17 protein-coding genes are annotated in these 18979 nt (G+C 61.7%); 7 read left to right on the forward strand and 10 right to left on the reverse strand.

What is annotated here, in order from left to right; translation table 11 throughout:
• Nucleotides 1-2 precede the first annotated feature (2 nt).
• On the forward strand, nucleotides 3-1346 hold the full coding sequence (locus L2I46_RS23765; RefSeq protein WP_023290415.1) for an NCS2 family permease: 1344 nt from the start codon (nucleotides 3-5) through the stop codon (nucleotides 1344-1346).
• Here the strand turns inward: L2I46_RS23765 and L2I46_RS23770 are convergent.
• On the reverse strand, nucleotides 1336-2235 hold the full coding sequence (locus L2I46_RS23770; protein WP_032453496.1) for a LysR family transcriptional regulator: 900 nt from the start codon (nucleotides 2233-2235) through the stop codon (nucleotides 1336-1338). The two genes, L2I46_RS23765 and L2I46_RS23770, sit on opposite strands and share 11 nt — an antisense overlap.
• A 183-nt stretch (nucleotides 2236-2418) precedes the next feature.
• On the opposite strand from L2I46_RS23770, the gene L2I46_RS23775 reads away from it, so the two are divergent.
• Both L2I46_RS23775 and L2I46_RS23780 read left to right on the forward strand, forming a co-directional pair.
• Nucleotides 2419-2736 carry an RcnB family protein gene (locus tag L2I46_RS23775; RefSeq protein WP_004201590.1) on the forward strand — a complete coding sequence of 106 codons (318 nt, stop codon included), beginning with the start codon at nucleotides 2419-2421 and terminating at the stop codon, nucleotides 2734-2736.
• Nucleotides 2711-3172, forward strand: a complete 462-nt coding sequence (locus L2I46_RS23780; RefSeq protein WP_236948274.1) for a GNAT family N-acetyltransferase — start codon at nucleotides 2711-2713, stop codon at nucleotides 3170-3172. The genes L2I46_RS23775 and L2I46_RS23780 overlap by 26 nt, the downstream gene beginning before the upstream one ends.
• Here the strand turns inward: L2I46_RS23780 and apbC are convergent.
• Nucleotides 3169-4278: an iron-sulfur cluster carrier protein ApbC gene (apbC, locus tag L2I46_RS23785; RefSeq protein WP_023290418.1), complete on the reverse strand. Its 1110-nt coding sequence runs from the start codon at nucleotides 4276-4278 to the stop codon at nucleotides 3169-3171. The genes L2I46_RS23780 and apbC overlap by 4 nt on opposite strands.
• 153 nt (nucleotides 4279-4431) lie before the next feature.
• On the opposite strand from apbC, the gene metG reads away from it, so the two are divergent.
• Nucleotides 4432-6465 (forward strand): methionine--tRNA ligase, encoded by a 2034-nt coding sequence (metG, locus tag L2I46_RS23790; RefSeq protein WP_236948278.1) that lies wholly within the window; start codon nucleotides 4432-4434, stop codon nucleotides 6463-6465.
• Between the two features lie 110 nt (nucleotides 6466-6575).
• Here the strand turns inward: metG and L2I46_RS23795 are convergent, their stop codons facing one another.
• From L2I46_RS23795 to L2I46_RS23805, 3 genes are read right to left on the reverse strand one after another with little or no spacing between them, the layout of a single operon-like run.
• Nucleotides 6576-7046, reverse strand: coding sequence for a DUF1456 family protein (locus L2I46_RS23795; protein WP_023290420.1), 471 nt, complete (start codon nucleotides 7044-7046; stop codon nucleotides 6576-6578).
• A gap of 47 nt (nucleotides 7047-7093) precedes the next feature.
• Nucleotides 7094-7813, reverse strand: coding sequence for a two-component system response regulator BtsR (gene btsR / locus L2I46_RS23800; protein WP_023290421.1), 720 nt, complete (start codon nucleotides 7811-7813; stop codon nucleotides 7094-7096).
• Nucleotides 7807-9495 (reverse strand): sensor histidine kinase, encoded by a 1689-nt coding sequence (locus L2I46_RS23805; protein WP_004189065.1) that lies wholly within the window; start codon nucleotides 9493-9495, stop codon nucleotides 7807-7809. Before L2I46_RS23805 ends, btsR begins: the two co-directional genes overlap by 7 nt.
• A gap of 229 nt (nucleotides 9496-9724) precedes the next feature.
• On the opposite strand from L2I46_RS23805, the gene L2I46_RS23810 reads away from it, so the two are divergent.
• Entirely contained in the window at nucleotides 9725-9838 is a 114-nt protein-coding gene (locus tag L2I46_RS23810) for a protein YohO (protein ID WP_002912762.1), read from the forward strand.
• On the opposite strand, the gene L2I46_RS23815 is transcribed toward L2I46_RS23810, so the two are convergent.
• The 5 genes from L2I46_RS23815 to bglX all read right to left on the reverse strand — a co-directional run bounded on the left by L2I46_RS23815 (nucleotide 9813) and on the right by bglX (nucleotide 15990).
• Nucleotides 9813-10550, reverse strand: coding sequence for an ABC transporter permease (locus tag L2I46_RS23815; RefSeq protein ID WP_023290422.1), 738 nt, complete (start codon nucleotides 10548-10550; stop codon nucleotides 9813-9815). The two genes, L2I46_RS23810 and L2I46_RS23815, sit on opposite strands and share 26 nt — an antisense overlap.
• On the reverse strand, nucleotides 10534-11481 hold the full coding sequence (locus L2I46_RS23820) for an ABC transporter ATP-binding protein (RefSeq protein ID WP_236948275.1): 948 nt from the start codon (nucleotides 11479-11481) through the stop codon (nucleotides 10534-10536). The genes L2I46_RS23815 and L2I46_RS23820 overlap by 17 nt, the downstream gene beginning before the upstream one ends.
• Nucleotides 11474-12631 carry an ABC transporter permease gene (locus tag L2I46_RS23825; protein WP_072422111.1) on the reverse strand — a complete coding sequence of 386 codons (1158 nt, stop codon included), beginning with the start codon at nucleotides 12629-12631 and terminating at the stop codon, nucleotides 11474-11476. The genes L2I46_RS23820 and L2I46_RS23825 overlap by 8 nt, the downstream gene beginning before the upstream one ends.
• A gap of 7 nt (nucleotides 12632-12638) precedes the next feature.
• Complete coding sequence (osmF, locus tag L2I46_RS23830) at nucleotides 12639-13556, reverse strand: glycine betaine ABC transporter substrate-binding protein OsmF (RefSeq protein WP_236948276.1); 918 nt, start codon at nucleotides 13554-13556, stop codon at nucleotides 12639-12641.
• Nucleotides 13557-13692: 136 nt separating this feature from the next.
• A complete protein-coding gene (gene bglX / locus L2I46_RS23835; RefSeq protein WP_236948277.1) occupies nucleotides 13693-15990 on the reverse strand; it encodes a beta-glucosidase BglX in 2298 nt (765 codons plus the stop codon).
• Nucleotides 15991-16184: 194 nt separating this feature from the next.
• Between bglX and dld the strand changes: the two genes are divergently transcribed.
• Together dld and L2I46_RS23845 are read left to right on the forward strand one after the other, a co-directional pair.
• Nucleotides 16185-17930 carry a D-lactate dehydrogenase gene (gene dld, locus L2I46_RS23840; protein WP_065812292.1) on the forward strand — a complete coding sequence of 582 codons (1746 nt, stop codon included), beginning with the start codon at nucleotides 16185-16187 and terminating at the stop codon, nucleotides 17928-17930.
• A gap of 85 nt (nucleotides 17931-18015) precedes the next feature.
• The gene (locus tag L2I46_RS23845; protein WP_002912829.1) at nucleotides 18016-18570 is read left to right on the forward strand and encodes a GNAT family N-acetyltransferase; all 555 of its coding nucleotides are present in this window, start codon (nucleotides 18016-18018) and stop codon (nucleotides 18568-18570) included.
• Nucleotides 18571-18979 lie beyond the last annotated feature (409 nt).

Here is an 18979-nt window from a genome sequence, read left to right on the forward strand (position 1 = left end):
GCATGGCCGATAACACACTTCACTCTTCCGCCCGCGATAACTGGCTGGAGCGCCGCTTTGCGCTGCGCTCGCGCGGCGGCACGCTGCGCAGCGAATGCCTGGCCGGGATCACCGGTTTTCTCGCCGCCGCCTATTTACTGGTAGTCATCCCGGGACTGCTGGCGATAGGCGGAATGGACAAAGGGGCCGCCACCACCGGCACCATTCTGGTCTTCGTCGTCGGCTCGCTGCTGATGGCGTTTTACGCCAACCTGCCGTTTATCGTCGGCCCGGGCATTGGCGGCTCGGTGCTGGTGGGGGTCACGCTGGCCGGTAGCGAGGGGATTGGCTGGCAGACGGGCCTTGGGATCGCCTGCTGGTCGGGGGTTCTCTTCTTCCTGCTGACCCGCTTTGGCCTGCGCGAAGTGGTCACCCGCTCGGTGCCGCAGTCGATCAAGCTGGGGCTGACGGCCTCCATCGGCCTGTTCGTCGCCGTCCTCGGCTTTCGCAACGCCGGGCTGGTGCTCGCCAATGCCAAAACCAACGCCCTGATGCTCGGCGACTTCCTCGCCCCCGGCGCGCTGGTGGCGCTGTGCGGCCTGTTCCTGGCGATAGCCCTGCAGGCGCGTAAGGTGCCGGGCGCCATTTTGTGGGCCATTCTGTGCGCTACCCTGGTGGGGATCCCGTTCGGCGTCACGAAACTGCCGACGCATTTTATCGATGTCCCCCACTCGCTGGCCCCGGTGCTGGGAGAGGTTGACCTGCTGGGGGCGTTAAACATCGCCTTCCTGCCGTTCCTGTTCGTCTTTTTCGCTTCTGAGTTTTTCTCCACCATGGGGACGACGCTGGCGGTGGGCGGCGAGGCGGGTCTGCTGGATGAAGAAGGCAACATGCCGCAGATTAATCGCCCGTTTATGGTCGATTCGATTGCCGCGGCGCTCGGCCCGTGGGTAGGTATTCCGGCGGCAACGGCGCTGATTGAGTCCTCGGCGGCGGCGGAAGCCGGCGGCAAAACCGGCCTCACCGCGCTGTCGGCGGCGGTGATGTTCCTGCTGATGCTGCTGTTCACGCCGGTGGCGCTGATGATCCCGAAGGAGGCCACCGCCCCGGCGCTGATCCTGATCGGCCTGAACATGTTCAGCGGCCTGCGCAAAGTGGATCTTGGCAACTTCACCGACGGCCTGCCGGTGCTGATGATGGTGATGATCACCCTCATCGCCAACAGCTTCGGCACCGGCATCGCCGGCGGGCTGCTGTTTTACATTGTGATCAAGGCCATCGCCGGCAAGTGGCGGGAAATCCCGATTGGCCTGTGGGTGCTGGCCGTCCCGCTGGTCTACTACTTCGCGACCTTAGTTAGACATTAAGCCCTTCACAATGTGATTTCACCTCTTCATATAACAAACGCACCGCGGCAGAGAGCTGTTTGCGGTGCGGACAAATCAGGTTCAACGGCACCACATCCCCCTGGTAACGCGGCAGCAGGCGCCGCAGGCGGCCCGCCCGCAGATCGTCGCTGACGTCGAGCATCGATTTATAGGCAATGCCCTCCCCGGCCACCGCCAGCCGGCGGATCACCTCCGCGTCATCGCTCATCACCGTGCCGGAGACCTTCTGCTGCAGGACTTCGCCGTCGAGGCTCAGCGACCAGCGGTCGAACGGGCGGCCGCGCAATATGTAGATCAACGCATTGTGCTGGCCAAGCTCCTCAAGGGTCTGCGGCTCGCCGTGGCGGGCGATCCACTCAGGAGAGGCCACCAGCACCCGACGATTTTCCGGCGCCACCGGCAGCGAAATAAACGAGGCGTCATCGTTATTGCCATAGCGAAACGCGACGTCCACCGGATCTTTAAACACGTCGGTCAGCTGGTCGGAAAAGAGCAGGCGCAGGCGCAGCGCCGGGTGGCGTTGCCGAAAGTCGCGGAACAGGGTCAGGAGCAGGTTACGCCCGAGATCCGACGGCACGGCGATCTGCAGCATGCCGCGAATTTCATCGTCCGGGGTCTGGATCTTCTGCAGGCCGGCCTCGAGGGTATCGAGCATCTGGGTGGCATACGGCAGCCAGGTCTCCCCCTCCGGCGTCAGGCGCAGGCTGCGGGTCGAGCGGGCGAACAGGCGAATATTGAGGATCGTCTCCAGACGCTTAATCGCCGCGCTCACCTGCGCCGGTTGCTGCCCCGCCTCGCGCGCGGCGTCGCTAAAACTGCCCAGTGCCGCGGCGCGGACAAATAAGGTCAGATCTTCCAGCCTGAACATGCCGATACTCCCCTGCTTCAGATTGCTCCCAAAATAGGCATCACCGTCGCTGCAACGCAAGCGGCGCAGGACTTGCGCCGTGTTTTGCTTACACTTTTTAAAAATCCAGTGCTTGCCATTTCAGCAACGCATCAGGAATGATACGAGGCTGCTATTTTGAGTCCAGGTAATATTGAGGAAACTATGCGTAAAACAAAAATGATGCTTCTGGGCGTACTCCTTGCCACCGCCGGCGCCAGTTGGACGGCTTCTGCCGCGGGGATCGATCAGTATGCGCTGAAAGAGTTCACCGCCGACTTCACCCAGTTTCACATTGGCGACACCGTTCCGGCGATGTACCTCACCCCCGAATACAACATCAAAGGGTGGCAGCAGCGTAATCTGCCCGCGCCGGACGCCGGCAGCCACTGGACCTATATGGGCGGTAACTACGTGCTGATCACCGACACCGAAGGCAAAATCCTCAAGGTGTACGATGGCGAGATCTTCTATCATCGCTGATCCGCTTACACTCCGCATCCGCCCCGGCGAACCAGCGGACTCTCCGGCGCTGCGCCAGCTCTTTCTGCGGGCGCGCAGTGTGTCGTGGACCTGGCTTCCCTCCACGACGTGGCGGCTGGAAGATTTCGATGCCGCCACCGCGGATGAACAGCTGTGGGTCGCGGAATACGACGGCCTGCCGGTGGGCTTTGCCGCCGTATGGATCGCCGATAACTTTCTTCACCATCTGTTCGTCGACCCGGACTGGCAGGGCAAACATATCGGCAGCGCGCTGCTGGCGCAGGTCGAACGGACCTTTACCGCCAGCGGGACGCTGAAGTGCCTGATGGAAAATAAAAACGCCCTGCGCTTCTACCAGCGTCACGGCTGGACCATCGAAGCACAGGGCGCCTCGCCCGAGGGCGGATACTGGCTGATGCGCTCGCCGCGGCCTTAAACGGCGCGGAAGGCAATCTCACCCGGGATCACTTCTCCCTGCCAGTACATCTGGGCCGCCACCCGACCCGCCAGCTGGCGGTAGATGTCGGTAAATTCGCTTTCCGGACGCGCCACCACCGTCGGCGTGCCGTTATCCAGATCTTCCCGCAGCGTAATATGCAGCGGCAGCTGGCCCAGCAGCTGGGTGTGGTATTTCTCGGCCAGTTTTTGCGCGCCGCCGGTGCCGAAGATCGGCTCATGGTGCCCGCAGTTGCTGCAGATATGCATGCTCATGTTTTCCACGATCCCCAGCACCGGCACTTCCACTTTTTCGAACATCACGATGCCTTTTTTGGCGTCGATCAGCGCGATATCCTGCGGCGTGGTGACTACCACCGCGCCGGTGACCGGAATGTTCTGCGCCAGCGTCAGCTGGATGTCGCCAGTGCCCGGCGGCATATCCAGCACCAGGTAGTCGAGATCCGGCCACAGGGTCTCCTGCAGCATCTGCATCAGCGCCTTGCTGGCCATCGGCCCGCGCCACACCATGGCGTTGTCGTCGGTCACCAGGTAGCCGATGGAGTTGGTGGCCAGACCGAACTTCATGATCGGCGCCATATGGGTACCGTCCGGCGAGGTCGGGCGGCTGTCTTCCGCGCCAAGCATGGTCGGAATCGACGGGCCGTAGATATCGGCATCCAGAATGCCCACCTTCGCCCCTTCCGCGGCGAGCGCCAGCGCCAGGTTTACCGCCGTGGAGGATTTACCGACGCCGCCTTTCCCGGAGCTGATGGCGATAATGTTCTTCACGCCGTTGATGCCGGGCTGGTTTTTCACGCGCTTGAGGGTCGCGATGCTGTGGGTCAGCTTCCAGTCGATGGCCTTCGCGCCAGTGATGCGCAACAGCTCGGCGCTGCACTGCTCTTTGAGCGCTTCGAAGGCGCTGCTCCAGACGAACGGCATTTGTAGCTCGATATGAACGGTATCGTCCAGCCAGGCGACATGGTGCAGCGCCTTGAGGGTGGTGAGATTATGCTTCAGGGTTGGGTGCTGGAAATTGGCCAGCGTCCCGGCGACCATCGCGCGGAGGCGCTCGGGGGATTTGGCCTGGGATTGCGAATTCATCCCGACTCCTTTGTTGTTTTGAGATGCTTTCAGTAATCACAGAGTTTATCACAGGAAAGGATTATCCATATATGGGCAGCCATTTATGGCGCACCCACAGCCCTTTTGGTAATATCGGAAGCCCTTTTTACAACAGAAGATGTAATGCTCACTATGACTCAAGTCGCGAAGAAAATTCTGGTAACGTGCGCCCTGCCGTACGCCAACGGCTCCATCCACCTCGGCCACATGCTGGAGCACATCCAGGCTGATGTCTGGGTCCGTTACCAGCGAATGCGCGGCCACGAGGTCAACTTCATCTGCGCCGACGACGCCCACGGCACGCCGATCATGCTCAAGGCGCAACAGCTCGGTATCACTCCGGAGCAGATGATTGGCGAGATGAGTCAGGAGCATCAGACCGATTTTGCCGGCTTCGACATCAGCTATGATAACTATCACTCGACGCACAGCGACGAGAACCGCGAGCTGTCGGAGCTTATCTACACCCGTCTGAAAGAGAACGGTTTTATCAAAAACCGCACCATCTCTCAGCTCTACGATCCGGAAAAAGGCATGTTCCTGCCGGACCGTTTTGTGAAAGGCACCTGTCCGAAGTGTAAATCTCCGGACCAGTACGGCGATAACTGCGAAGTGTGCGGCGCGACCTACAGCCCCACCGAACTGATCGACCCGAAATCGGTGGTCTCCGGCGCCACGCCGGTGATGCGTGACTCCGAACACTTCTTCTTCGACCTGCCGTCGTTCAGCGAAATGCTGCAGGCGTGGACCCGCAGCGGCGCGCTGCAGGAGCAGGTGGCGAACAAAATGCAGGAGTGGTTCGAATCCGGCCTGCAGCAGTGGGACATCTCCCGCGATGCGCCGTACTTCGGCTTCGAAATTCCCAACGCGCCGGGCAAATATTTCTACGTCTGGCTGGACGCGCCGATCGGCTACATGGGCTCTTTCAAGAACCTGTGCGACAAGCGCGGCGACACCACCAGCTTCGACGAATACTGGAAGAAAGACTCCACGGCCGAGCTGTATCACTTTATCGGCAAGGACATCGTCTACTTCCACAGCCTGTTCTGGCCGGCGATGCTGGAAGGCAGCCAGTTCCGTAAACCGACCAACCTGTTCGTGCATGGCTACGTGACGGTCAACGGCGCGAAGATGTCTAAGTCGCGCGGCACCTTCATTAAGGCCAGCACCTGGCTGAAGCACTTTGATGCCGACAGCCTGCGCTACTACTACACCGCCAAGCTCTCTTCGCGCATCGATGATATCGACCTCAACCTGGAAGACTTTATCCAGCGCGTTAACGCCGACATCGTCAACAAGGTGGTTAACCTCGCTTCGCGCAACGCCGGCTTTATCAGCAAGCGTTTTGACGGCATGCTGGCCGCTGATCTGGCCGACCCGGCGCTGTACAAAACCTTCACCGACGCGGCGGAAAGCATCGGCGAAGCGTGGGACAGCCGCGAGTTCGGTAAGGCCATCCGCGAAATCATGGCCCTCGCCGACGTGGCCAACCGCTATGTCGATGAGCAGGCGCCGTGGGTGGTGGCGAAACAGGAAGGCCGCGACGCCGACCTGCAGGCCATCTGCACCATGGGCCTGAATATGTTCCGCGTGCTGATGACCTGGCTGAAGCCGGTCCTGCCGCAGCTGGCCGCGCGCGCGGAAGCGTTCCTCAACAGCGAGCTGAGCTGGGACGCCATCCAGCAGCCGCTGCTGGCGCATAAGGTCAATCCGTTTAAGGCGCTGTACAACCGCATCGAGATGAAGCAGGTGGAAGCCCTGGTGGAAGCCTCTAAAGAAGAGGTGAAAGCCACCGCGGCGCCGGTCAGCGGCCCGCTGGCGGACGATCCGATTCAGGATACCATCACCTTTGACGATTTCGCCAAAGTCGACCTGCGCGTGGCGCTGATTGAAAACGCGGAATTCGTCGAGGGCTCCGACAAGCTGCTGCGCCTGACGCTGGATCTTGGCGGCGAGAAGCGTAACGTCTTCTCCGGCATCCGCTCCGCTTATCCGGATCCGCAGCCGCTGATTGGCCGCCTGACGGTGATGGTCGCCAACCTGGCGCCGCGCAAAATGCGCTTCGGCATCTCGGAAGGGATGGTGATGGCCGCCGGCCCTGGCGGGAAGGATATCTTCCTGTTAAGCCCTGACGACGGCGCGAAGCCGGGTCAGCAGGTGAAATAATAAAAAAGCCGGAGAATATCTCCGGCTTTTTTTGCCCGGCGGCGCTACGCTTGCACGGGCCGACGGGTTTTGTAGGCCGGGTAAGGCGAAGCCGCCCCCCCGGCTAACCATCACGCCTTCGGGTTATGCACCCGCTGGGTCAGGCCGCGCAGGAAATTGCGCAGAAACTGGTCGCCGCACTCGCGGTAGTTTTTGTGGTCAGGCGACCGCATCATGGCGGTCACTTCCGGCACCGAGACGCGGTATTTCTGCTCGCTCATGATCGCCACAATATCATCCGTTTTCAGCGAGAAGGCGATCCGCAGCTTTTTCAGCACCGTATTGTTATTCACCCGGCGCTCCAGCGCCAGCTCCGGCGCTGAATCGTCTTTACCGCGCTTGTCATAGATAAGGCCGTTGAGGAAACCCGACAGGATAATGTCCGGGCAGCGGACAAAGCCCTCTTCATCCTCTTTCGTCGTCCAGGTGTCAAAGCTGGCGGAGGTGGATTCCATATCGGATAGCGCAAGAATGCGCACCATATCGTTATTATTGACTTTCAGGGTGTAGCGCAGGCTACGAAGAATATCATTACTGAGCATGAGTGCCTTTTACTGTCGATGATGCAATGGGGCGCAGTGTAGCAGCTTTACAGGCCAATCGCCTCTTTCAGACTTTTTAAATAGCGCCGGCTCACCGGCACCGTTTGCCCGGCGCGCATCAGCAGCTCCGCCTGACCATTCTCCTCCAGGCGAATCTCCTTCAGGTGCGCCATATTCACCAGATACTGGCGATGACAGCGCAGCAGCGGCGTGCGGCTCTCAAGGGTGCGCAGGGTTAGCTCGGTAAACCCCTCCTTGCCCTCGCGGTCGGTCACGTAGATCCCGCTCATCCGGCTGCTGACGAAGGCCACATCCTCCATCTGCAGCAGCCAGATACGGCTGTGGCCGGTACAGGGTATGTATTTCAGCGTCTGCCGGGCGTCATCCAGCAGCGACACATCCTGCAGATTACGCTCCTGGCGCAGACGGGCGAGGGTTTTCTCCAGCCGGGCAGCTTCAATCGGCTTGAGCAGATAGTCAAAGGCGTGCTCCTCAAAGGCTTTCACCGCGTATTCATCAAAGGCGGTGAGAAACACGATATAGGGGCGGTGCTCCGGGTCGAGCATCCCGACCATCTCCAGGCCGCTGATGCGCGGCATCTGGATGTCGAGAAACAACACGTCGGGACGCAGCTTATGGACCGCGCCAATCGCCTCCACCGCGTTGCCGCATTCGCCGACGATCTCGATATCGCGCTGAGTCTCCAGCAAAATACGCAGGTTTTCCCGCGCCAGCGGCTCATCATCGACGATCAATACTCTCAGCATGCATTCTCCTCCAGGGGCAAACGTAGGGTGACACGGGTAAAGCGCTCCGGTTCGCAGGTGACGCTGATGCCGCAGTCGGCGCCAAAACGCGCCCGAAGCCGCCTGTCCACCAGATTCATCCCCAGCCCGCTGGCCTGAGGGTTGGCCCGGTACAGCCCGGCGTTATCTTCGATATCCAGCTGCAGCCAGCGATCGTCCTGGCTGGCGCGAATGGTAATTTCGCCGACGCCAAGATGTTGCGATGTGCCATGCTTAATGGCGTTCTCCACGATCGGCTGCAGGGTAAAGGCCGGCAGCTGGTGATGCGCCAGCCCTTCCGGCACCGCCATCTGGATCTGCAGGTTAGCCTGAAAGCGGGCCTTCTCAATCTGCAGGTAGGCGTTAACATGCTCGATCTCATCGGCGAGGGTGACGATTTCTGTCGGCCGCTTCAGGTTCTTGCGAAAGAAGGTCGACAGATACTGCACCAGCTGGCCGGCCTGCTCGCTGTCGCGACGGATCACCGCCTTCAGGGTGTTAAGCGCGTTAAACAGGAAGTGCGGGTTGACCTGGGCATGCAGAAGCTTGATTTCGGATTGCGTCAGCAGCGCCTTCTGCCGCTCGTACTGCCCGGCGAGGATCTGCGCCGACAGCAGCTGGGCAATCCCCTCCCCCAGGGTGCGGTTGATCGAACTGAACAGGCGGTTTTTCGCCTCATACAGTTTGATGGTGCCGATCACCCGCTGGTTCTCGCCGCGCAAGGGGATCACCAGCGTCGACCCCAGCTTACAGTGCGGATGAATCGAGCAGCGGTAGGGCACCTCGTTGCCGTCGGCATACACCACCTCGCCAGTCTCAATCGCCCGTTGCGTATACGAGGAGGAGATAGGTTTGCCCGGCAGGTGATGGTCGTCGCCGATGCCGGTAAACGCCAGCAGCTTGTCGCGGTCGGTGATCGCCACCGCGCCGATATCCAGCTCCTGGATCAGCACCTGGGCCACCTTCATGCTGTTCTCTTCGTTGAACCCCTGACGCAGGATCCCCTCGGTGGACGCCGCCACCTTCAGCGCCGTGGCGGAAAAGGCGGAGGTGTACTTCTCGAACATCGCCCGCTTGTCCAGCAGAATGCGCATAAACAGCGCCGCGCCGACGGTATTGGTCACCATCATCGGCGCGGCAATGCTCTGCACCAGATGCAGGGCGTCCTGGAACGGGCGGGCGATCAGCAGAATAATCATCATCTGCACCAGCTCGGCCACGAAGGTGATCGCCCCGGCGGTCAGCGGGCTAAAGACTTTGTCCGGCCGGCCGCGCTTGACCAGCACGCTGTGCACCAGACCGCCCAGCAGCCCCTCGACGATGGTGGAGACCATGCAGCTTAAGGCGGTCATCCCCCCCAGCGAGTAGCGGTGCAGGCCGCCGGTCAGCCCCACCAGCCCGCCGACCACCGGGCCGCCGAGCAGGCCGCCCATCACGGCGCCAATGGCGCGGGTGTTGGCGATAGAGTCTTCGATATGCAGGCCAAAATAGGTCCCCATAATGCAGAAAATGGAGAAGGTGACGTAGCACAGCAGCTTGTGCGGCAGGCGAACAGTGACTTGCATCAGGGGGATAAACAGTCGGGTTTTGCTCATCAACCACGCGATGACCAAAAATACGCACATCTGCTGAAGCAGCAGCAACACCAGATCAAACTCGTACATACCCGCAAACCACACATTCCTGAAAGCGCGTACCTTACACTGCCTGGCGGAGACTTTCTTTGAAGCCCTGCATAAAAATGAAAAATGACGGGCAGGATCACACTTTTTTGCGGCGCGTGACGCAGCGAAAGCGGCAAAAAGCCCGGCGCGGCGCGCTAAACCGCAATTAATGTTTCATTAACACCTGTGCTTCACCGTATAATCCCCCTGTTAACATCAGGAGCCTATTATGAAGCCAGCGAAAATCGCGGTCGTCACTCTCTTCTTACTTATGGCCATCGGCGGGATCAGCGGCGTGATGCTGGCCGGCTATTCCTTTATTGTACGTGGCGGTGTCGGCTGAGCCAGCGGGCCAGGCGCTCAAACGCGCGGTCGACAATAATCGCCGCCAGCGCCACCAGCAGCGCCCCCTGCACGATATAGGCGGTATTAAACCCGCTCAGGCCGATGATGATCGGCGTCCCAAGCGTATTGGCCCCCACCGTCGAGGCTATCGTCGCGGTACCAATATTGACGATGACCGAGGTGCGGATCCCCGCCAGGATCACCGGGGCCGCCAGCGGCAGCTCCACCTTGCACAGACGCTGCCAGCCGGTCATGCCCATCCCTTCTGCCACATCTGACACGCCCGACGGTATCGACCCCAGACCGGCCAGAGTCCCTTGCAGCACCGGCAGTATGCCATACAGCGCGAGGGCGATCAGCGCCGGCAGCCAGCCAAAGCCCAGCACCGGCACCGCCATCGCCAGCACCGCCACCGGCGGAAAGGTCTGCCCGATAGCGGCGATGGTCTCCACCAGCGGACGAAACGCGCTGCCCGCGGGCCGGGTGACCGCCACCCCTGCCCCCAGCCCGACAGCGGTCGCCGCGAGGCTGGACGCCGCCACCAGCCAGCCGTGATCGACAGTGAGCGCCCAGAAGCTCTCCTGCTGGTAGACCGGCCGCGGCAGTTCCGGAAACAGCCGGCTGAACAGCGGCGCGCTGTAGGGCAGCCCCGCCAGCAGGCCGATAAACAGCGCGCTAAGCCACCACAGCGGCTCACGAAGCGCCTTCATGACTCGCCTCCTGGCGCAGCAGATCGGCAAAATGCAGCGTGCCGCAGGGTTGCCCCTCGTCATCCACCACCGGCAGCGCCTCGCAGCGCCGGGCGACAAACTGCGACAGCGCTTCCCGCAGGGTCATGGTGACGGTCAGCCCCTCGCCCGCCAGCCGCTCGTCGGGACGCAGATAGTCCCGCACCTCGCGCAGCGACAGCAGGCGCACGCCCAGCTCGCTGCGGCCAAAAAAGGTTTGCACAAAGCGATTCTCTGGCCGCATGAGCATCTCAAGCGGCGCCCCCTGCTGGACCACCTCGCCGCCGTCCATCAGCACCAGGTGGTCCGCGAGACGCAGCGCTTCGTCAATATCATGGGTCACCAGGACAATCGTCCGCCCCAGCAGGCGATGGATGCGCAGCATCTCCTGCTGCAGCGCCTCACGGGTCACCGGGTCGAGGGCGCCGAAGGGCTCATCCATCAGCAGTACCTCCGGGTCTGCCGCCAGCGCCCGCGCCACCCCGACCCGCTGCTGCTGGCCGCCGGAGAGCTGATGAGGGTAGCGGTCGCGCAGCGTTGCCTCCAGCCCCAGCAGCGCCATCAGCTCGTCGACCCGGTCGGCGATCCTCCCCCGCGGCCATTTTTGCAACTGCGGCACGGTGGCGATATTCTGCGCCACCGTCCAGTGGGGAAACAGGCCGATGGACTGGATGGCATAGCCCATCCGCCGCCGCAGGGTCAGGAGCGGCTGCTGGCGGATGTCTTCGCCGGCAAAGCGAATCATGCCCCGGTCCGGCTCCAGCAGGCGGTTGATCATTTTCAGCGTCGTCGACTTGCCCGAGCCGGAGGTTCCCACCAGCACCGAGAAAGCGCCTTCGCGCAGCTGCAGGGTCAGATCCTTCACCGCCGGGTGACCGGCAAACGCTTTGCTGACCCCTTCAAATTCAATCATTGGCCTCTCCTTTCAGCCAGGCGCCCCACAGGGCGAACAGGGCATCCACGACCACCGCCAGGGCAATGGTCGGCACGACCCCGAGCAGCACCAGATCCAGCGCGCTGCTCAGCAGCCCCTGGAACACCAGCGCGCCAAAGCCGCCGGCGCCGATCAGCGCCGCCACCACCGCCATGCCGACGGTTTGCACGCTGACCACCCGCAGGCTGCGCAACAGCACCGGCATCGCCAGCGGGAGCTGTACCTGACGAAAGCGCTGTCCGGCGCTCATGCCCATCGCCGTCGCGCTCTCCAGCGCATCCCGCGGCACCTGCTGCAGGCCGGTCACCACCCCGCGCACCAGCGGCAGCAGCGCATACAACGTCAGGGCGATCAGGGCCGGCGCCACGCCGGTCCCGGAGACGCCCAGCTCGCCCAGCGCCGGGAAATAGCGCGCCAGACCGGCAAGCGGGGCAATCAGCAGGCCGAACAGCGCCACCGACGGGATAGTCTGGATCACATTGAGCACGGTGAAGGCCGGCGCCTGCCAGCGCGGACGCCGCCAGAGCCATACCCCCAGCGGCAGGCCAATGATCAGGCCCGGCAGCAGGGTGCCAAACAGCAGAAGCAGATGCTGGCGCAGGGCGTCGTCAAACACCTCCTGGCGGTTGGCATACTCCTTCAGCAGCGAGAGCTGATCGAGCGCCCCGGCGGCGAGCAGGATGATGGGCAGAAGCCAGACTTGCGCATTGAGCAGCCAGCGCCACAGCGGCCGGACGGTAAGATGACGAATGGCCTCGCTGGCCAGCAGCAGGCAGAGCGCCAGCGACAGCCACAAACCGCTGCCGGGCGAGGTGCGCGCCAGCGGCGAGCCGTGCCGGGAGAGCTCAATCGCCGCCTGGCCGCTGCCCCAGATAAGCAGCGGGAAAAGCAGTTCGGCCAGCAGCAGATGGAGAAGCGGCGCAACCCTGCCCGGCAGCCAGCAGAGCAGGATCCCGGCGAGGGCTGCCGCCAGCTGAACGCCGGCGAGCCAGGGCATCACCTGCCACAGCCCGCGCCCTTCCCCGGAGAGTAAGCGATTCGGCGCGTAAGCGATAAACGGCAGCGCCAGCGTAACCAGCAGCAGGCCTGTCAGCAGCAGGCCGACGCGGTGAGTACAGCGAATGGTCACCGGTGGCTTACTTCAGCAGGCCTTTCTGCTGCAGATAATCTGCCGCCACGCGCTTCGCATCCTGGCCTTCCACCGCGATGCGGGCGTTGAGCTGCTGCAGGGTCTTTTCATCGAGGCTGGCGAAGACCGGCTTCAGCCAGTCGGCGATCTGCGGGTAGGCTTTAAGCACCGCCTCGCGCACCACCGGCGTCGGGGCGTAAATCGGCTGCACGCCCTGCGGGTCGCTCAGCGTCTGTAACCCCAGAGCCGCCACCGGGCCGTCGGTGCCGTAGGCCATCGCCGCGTTGACGCCGGAGGTCTGCTGCGCCGCCGCTTTGATGGTCACCGCCGTATCGCCTCCGGCCAGCGACAGCAGTTGGTTCTGGTTGAGTTTGAAGTCATACGCTTTTTCAAACGCCGGCAGCGCGTCCGGGCGTTCAATAAACTCCGCCGAAGCCGCCAGCTTAAATTCGCCGCCCTGCTGCAGATAGCGGCTGAGGTCAGCCAGCGAGGTCAGATGATTTTTCTCCGCCAGCTCCTGGCGCACGGCGAGGGTCCAGGTGTTGTTAGCCGGCGCCGGGGTGAGCCATACCAGCTGATGTTTCTCCTGATCCAGGCGTTTCACCTTCTCATAGCCCTGCCGGGCATTCTTCCATGCCGGGTCGTTTTCATCTTTAAAGAAGAAAGCGCCATTGCCGGTATACTCCGGATAGATATCCAGCTCGCCGGCGACAATCGCCCCGCGCACCACCGGCGTGGTGCCGAGCTGGATTTTATTAATCGTTTTGACGCCGTGGTTTTCCAGCACCTGCTGGATCATATTGCCCAGCAGCGCCCCTTCGGTATCAATTTTCGAGCCGACCTTCACCGGCTCCGCCGCCTGCAGCGGCACACTTATCAGGGCGGCCAGCGCCAGCGCGCCGGACCATTTCGTCGCCATCTTCATCCCGCTTCCCTCAGTTCTTTTGCGCTTCGCTTACAGAAGCTTAAGAGAAAAGCGTAGTCCATTTGCCAGCGATACGAAAAAGAAAAGGCCGATTAATCGGCCTTTAACGTGTGACGTTGGGCTTAAGGGCTCTGCCTTACAACAGCTCAAACTCGCTCTGCTTCACGCGGGCGGAGTCCACGCCGATAAAGACATTGAATTTGCCCGGCTCAGCGACGTATTTCATCTGCTGGTTCCAGAACTTCAGCCCGTCGACGTCGATCGGGAAGCTGACGGTTTGCGTTTCACCCGGCTTGAGGGTGACCTTTTTAAAGCCGCGCAGCATTTTCACCGGCCGGCTCATGGAGGCGGTGACGTCCTGCAGATACAGCTGAATGACCGTCGCCCCTTCGCGTTTGCCGGTGTTGGTCACCTGCACGCTGGCGGTCACGCTGCCGTCGCGCGGCAGGGTGGCCGACGACATGGTGACATCGGAGACGCTAAAGGTGGTGTAGCTCAGGCCGTAGCCAAACGGGTACAGCGGGCCGTTGGCCTCATCGAAGTAACGCGAGGTGTACTTGTTCGGCTTCTCCGGATTATACGGCCGACCGGTATTCAGATGGCTGTAGTAGGTTGGGATCTGCCCCACCGAGCGCGGGAAGGACATCGGCAGCTTGCCCGACGGGTTATAGTCGCCAAACAGCACGTCGGCGATGGCATGCCCGCCTTCGGTGCCGGCAAACCAGGTCTCCAGCAGCGCATCGGCTTGCTGATCCTCTTTCACCAGCGCCAGCGGACGGCCGTTCATCAGCACCAGCACCAGCGGTTTGCCGGTGGCTTTGAGGGCGGCAATCAGATTGCGCTGGCTCTGCGGCAGGGTGATGTCGGTCCGGCTGGAGGCCTCATGGGCCATCCCCTGCGCCTCGCCCACTACGGCGACCACCACGTCGGCTTGCTTCGCCGCCGCGACGGCTTCGTCGATCATTTCCTGCGGCGAGCGCGGGTCAACCTGCACTGCTTTCTCATACAGATTGAGGAAATCAACAATGCCTTTGTCGTCGGTAACGTTCGCCCCTTTGGCGTAAATCACTTTGCCGTTATCGCCCAGCGCTTCTTTGATGCCGGTCAGGACGGTCACCGACTGATCGGCCACGCCCGCCGCCGACCAGCTGCCCATCATGTCGCGTTTGCTGTCCGCCAGCGCGCCCACCACCGCGATAGTGCCGGATTTTTTCAGCGGCAGCGTATCGAGACGGTTTTTCAGCAGCACCAGGCTCTCGCGGGCCACTTCGCGCGCCTCTTTACGATGCAGACGGCTTTCCGCGTTGGTGTCCTGCGGGTCAGAATCTTTTGGTCCCAGGTGGCTGTACGGATCGTTGAACAGCCCCATGTCATATTTGACGTTGAGCACGTGACGGGTGGCGTCATCCAGCTCAGCCATGGTCACCTTGCCGGATTTCACCAGCCCCGGCAGGTATTTGCTGTAATACTCGTCGCTCATGCTCATGTTGATGCCGGACTTCAGCGCCACGCGCACCGCGTCTTCCGGGTCGGAGGCCACGCCGTGCTTGATCAGCTCTTTGATGGCGCCGTGGTCGGAAACCGTGATGCCTTTAAAGCCCCACTGGTCGCGCAGGACATCTTTCAGCAGCCAGGAATCGGCGGTCGCCGGGGTGCCGTTCAGCGAATTCAGGGCCACCATCACCGCGCCGCTGCCGGCATCGAGTCCGGCTTTATACGGCGGCATATAGTCGTTGAACAGACGCTGCGGGCTCATGTCGACCGTGTTGTACTCTTTCCCGCCCTCCACCGCGCCGTAGGCGGCGAAGTGCTTGACGCTGGTCATCACCGAATAGCGGTCAGCCGGGCTCTTGCCCTGCATCGACGCCACCATCGCCTGGCCCATCATCGTGGTCAGATACGTGTCTTCCCCGAAGCCTTCGGAAGCGCGTCCCCAGCGCGGGTCGCGGGAGACGTCGACCATCGGCGCCCAGGTCATGTTCAGCCCGTCATCGGCGGCTTCATAAGCTGACACGCGGCCCACGGTTTTCACCGCGTCGAGGTTAAACGACGAGGCCAGACCGAGGCTTATCGGGAAGACAGTGCGCTGGCCGTGCAGCACATCGTAGGCAAAGAACAGCGGGATCTTCAGGCGGCTAAGCTGCATCACCTGATCCTGCATAACGCGGATATCCGGACGGGTGACGGTGTTAAAAATCGCTCCCACCTGGCCCGCTTTGATCATCTCGCGGATCGCTTCTTTCGGGTTATCCGGGCCGACGCTTATCAGACGCAGCTGGCCGATTTTCTCGTCCACGGTCATTTTTTTCAGCAGGTCGGTAACAAAGGCATCCCGCGCCTGCGGGGTCAGGGGGTGGTTACCAAACAGTTCATCCGCCAGCGCGGGTTGCAGCGCCAGACTCACGGCGACGCCTACAGTGGAGAGCCATTTCATTGTTATCTCGCTTTTTCTCAGACGGGGACTTGGTAAAACATAATAAAAACCGCAGTTTGCCATATATATAAACAACGCGCCCGCAGAATGCTAAGGTTCTTCTCTGATTTTTGCGAAACATTCATGCATCAAATTGTCATACAAAGCGCTATGCTTATCCTCGATATTTCGCGCACCACCACAAGGAGTGGAACATGTCATCTGCACCCACTAACACCCATAAAACGTTTCTGGCTGACCTGGCGCGCCTGGTTGGCCCTGCGCATCTGCTGACCGACCCGGCAAAAACCCAGCGCTACCGCAAAGGCTTCCGCTCCGGTCAGGGCGAAGCGCTGGCGGTTGTCTTTCCCGGCACCCTGCTGGAGCTCTGGCGCGTGCTCAACGCCTGCGTCGACGCCGATAAAATCATTTTGATGCAGGCGGCCAACACCGGCCTGACCGAAGGCTCCACCCCCAACGGCAATGATTACGATCGCGAGATCGTGATTATCAGCACCCTGCGCCTGGATAAGCTGCATCTGCTGGACAAAGGCGAGCAGGTGCTGGCCTGGCCCGGCACCACTCTCTATTCACTGGAAAAAGCTCTCAAACCGCTGGGGCGCGAGCCGCACTCGGTGATCGGCTCATCGTGCATCGGCGCGTCGGTGATCGGCGGGATCTGCAACAATTCCGGCGGCTCCCTGGTGCAGCGCGGGCCAGCCTATACCGAGATGTCGCTGTTCGCGCAGATTGACGCCGACGGTAAGCTGAAGCTGGTCAACCATCTGGGCATCGATCTCGGCAGTACGCCGGAGCAGATCCTCAGCCGACTCGACGACGAGCGGATCAGCGATAGCGATGTGCTGCATGATGGCCGCCACGCCCACGATCACGACTATGTTACCCGCGTGCGCGATGTCGATGCCGACACCCCGGCGCGCTACAACGCCGACCCGGACCGCCTGTTCGAATCCTCCGGCTGCGCCGGTAAACTGGCGGTTTTCGCCGCGCGTCTCGATACCTTCCCGGCGGAGAAGCGCCAGCAGGTGTTTTACATTGGCACCAATCAGCCGCAGGTATTGACCGAGATCCGCCGCCATATCCTCGCCGAGTTCCAGCATCTGCCGGTGGCCGGGGAATATATGCACCGCGATATTTACGATATCGCCGAGAAGTATGGCAAAGACACCTTCCTGATGATCGACAAGCTCGGCACCGACAAAATGCCGTTCTTCTTCACCATGAAGGGGCGCACCGACGCGATGCTGGAGAAAGTGTCGCTGTTTAAGCCGCACTTTACCGACCGCTTTATGCAGAAGCTCGGCCACGTCTTCCCGGCGCATTTACCGGAGCGGATGAAAACCTGGCGCGACAAATATGAACACCATCTGCTGCTGAAGATGGCCGGCGACGGCATCGAAGAAGCGCAGCGCTGGCTGACGGCGTACTTCCAACAGGCCGAGGGGGAGTTCTTCGCCTGCACGCCGGAGGAAGGCAGCAAAGCGTTCCTCCATCGCTTTGCCGCCGCGGGCGCGGCGATCCGCTATCAGGCTGTGCATGCTGACGAGGTGGAAGATATTCTGGCGCTGGATATCGCCCTGCGCCGCAACGATACCGAGTGGTTCGAACATCTGCCGCCGGAAATCGACAGCCAGCTGGTGCATAAGCTCTACTATGGCCACTTTATGTGCCATGTATTCCATCAGGATTACATCGTCAAGAAAGGGGTCGACGCCCATGCGCTGAAGGAGCAGATGTTGGCGTTGCTGAAAGCCCGCGGCGCCCAGTACCCGGCGGAGCATAACGTGGGTCATCTGTATGAAGCGCCGGAGAGCCTGCAGCAGTTCTATCGCCAGAACGATCCGACCAACAGCATGAACCCGGGGATCGGCAAAACCAGCAAGCAGAAATACTGGGGTGAAGCGGCCCCGGCGCCAGTCTCCCCGACAGATCCGCAATAATCGGCGGCAGGACTATTCAGCCTGGCGCTTCTGTATTACGCTGCACGCCGGAGAATGTCTCTCCGGCAGATTCAGGAGCGCCGCCATGCCTGCAGAGGCCCCGTTACTCGACAGTGATTTAGAAATTCGTGAAGCGCTGCCCGACGATGCCCACGCCATCGCCGCGCTGTATGTCTGGCACGTGCTCAATGGCCGCGCCTCCTTCGAAGAGATCCCCCCCACCGTTGACGAAATGCGTAAACGGATCCAGACCGTGCGCGATAACGGGTTGCCCTGGCTGGTAGCGCTGTGGCGCGGGGCTATCGTCGGCTACTGCTACGCCACTTTCTATCGCCCGCGCCCGGCCTATCGCTACACCCTCGAAGAATCGATCTACGTGGAATCCGGAATGGGCGGGCGCGGCATCGGCAGCGCGCTGCTGTCGCGGCTGATCGCCGAATGCGAGAAAGGCCCATGGCGGCAGATGCTGGCGATCATCGGCGATGGCCATAACAATGCCGGCTCGCTGGCGATCCATAAAAAGTTCGGTTTTACCGTGGCGGGTCAGCTGCGCAGCGTCGGCTATAAGATGGGCGACTGGCGGGATACGTTGATTATGCAGCGCGCGCTGGGTGACGGCGACTGGACGCTGCCGGAGTAATATTCGGCGTCACATCCCGCGGCTCGCGGTATAAACCCCCCAGCCCGATCGCCCGGCGGCGCTGCGCTTGCCGGGCCTACTAAGGGGCGGAACCCGGCGCCAAATAACGTAGGCCGGATAAGGCGTTAGCCGCCATCCGGCACAAACGCGGCACGGTGCCGGGTATATTGCCCGGCGGCGCTGCGCTTGCCGGGCCTGCGAAAGGGGCGGAACCCGGCGCCAAATAATGTAGGCCGGATAAGGCGTCAGCCGCCATCCGGCACAAACGCGGCACGGTGCCGGGTATCTTGCCCGGCGGCGCTGCGCTTGCCGGGCCTACGAAGGAGGCGAATCCGGCGCCAAATAATGTAGGCCGGATAAGGCGTCAGCCGCCATCCGGCACAAACGCGGCACTCGGCGTGATTGCCCG

It is taken from the genome of Klebsiella sp. 2019SCSN059, assembly GCF_021739525.1.
In the GTDB taxonomy this organism is placed as follows: Bacteria; Pseudomonadota; Gammaproteobacteria; order Enterobacterales; family Enterobacteriaceae; genus Klebsiella; species Klebsiella quasipneumoniae.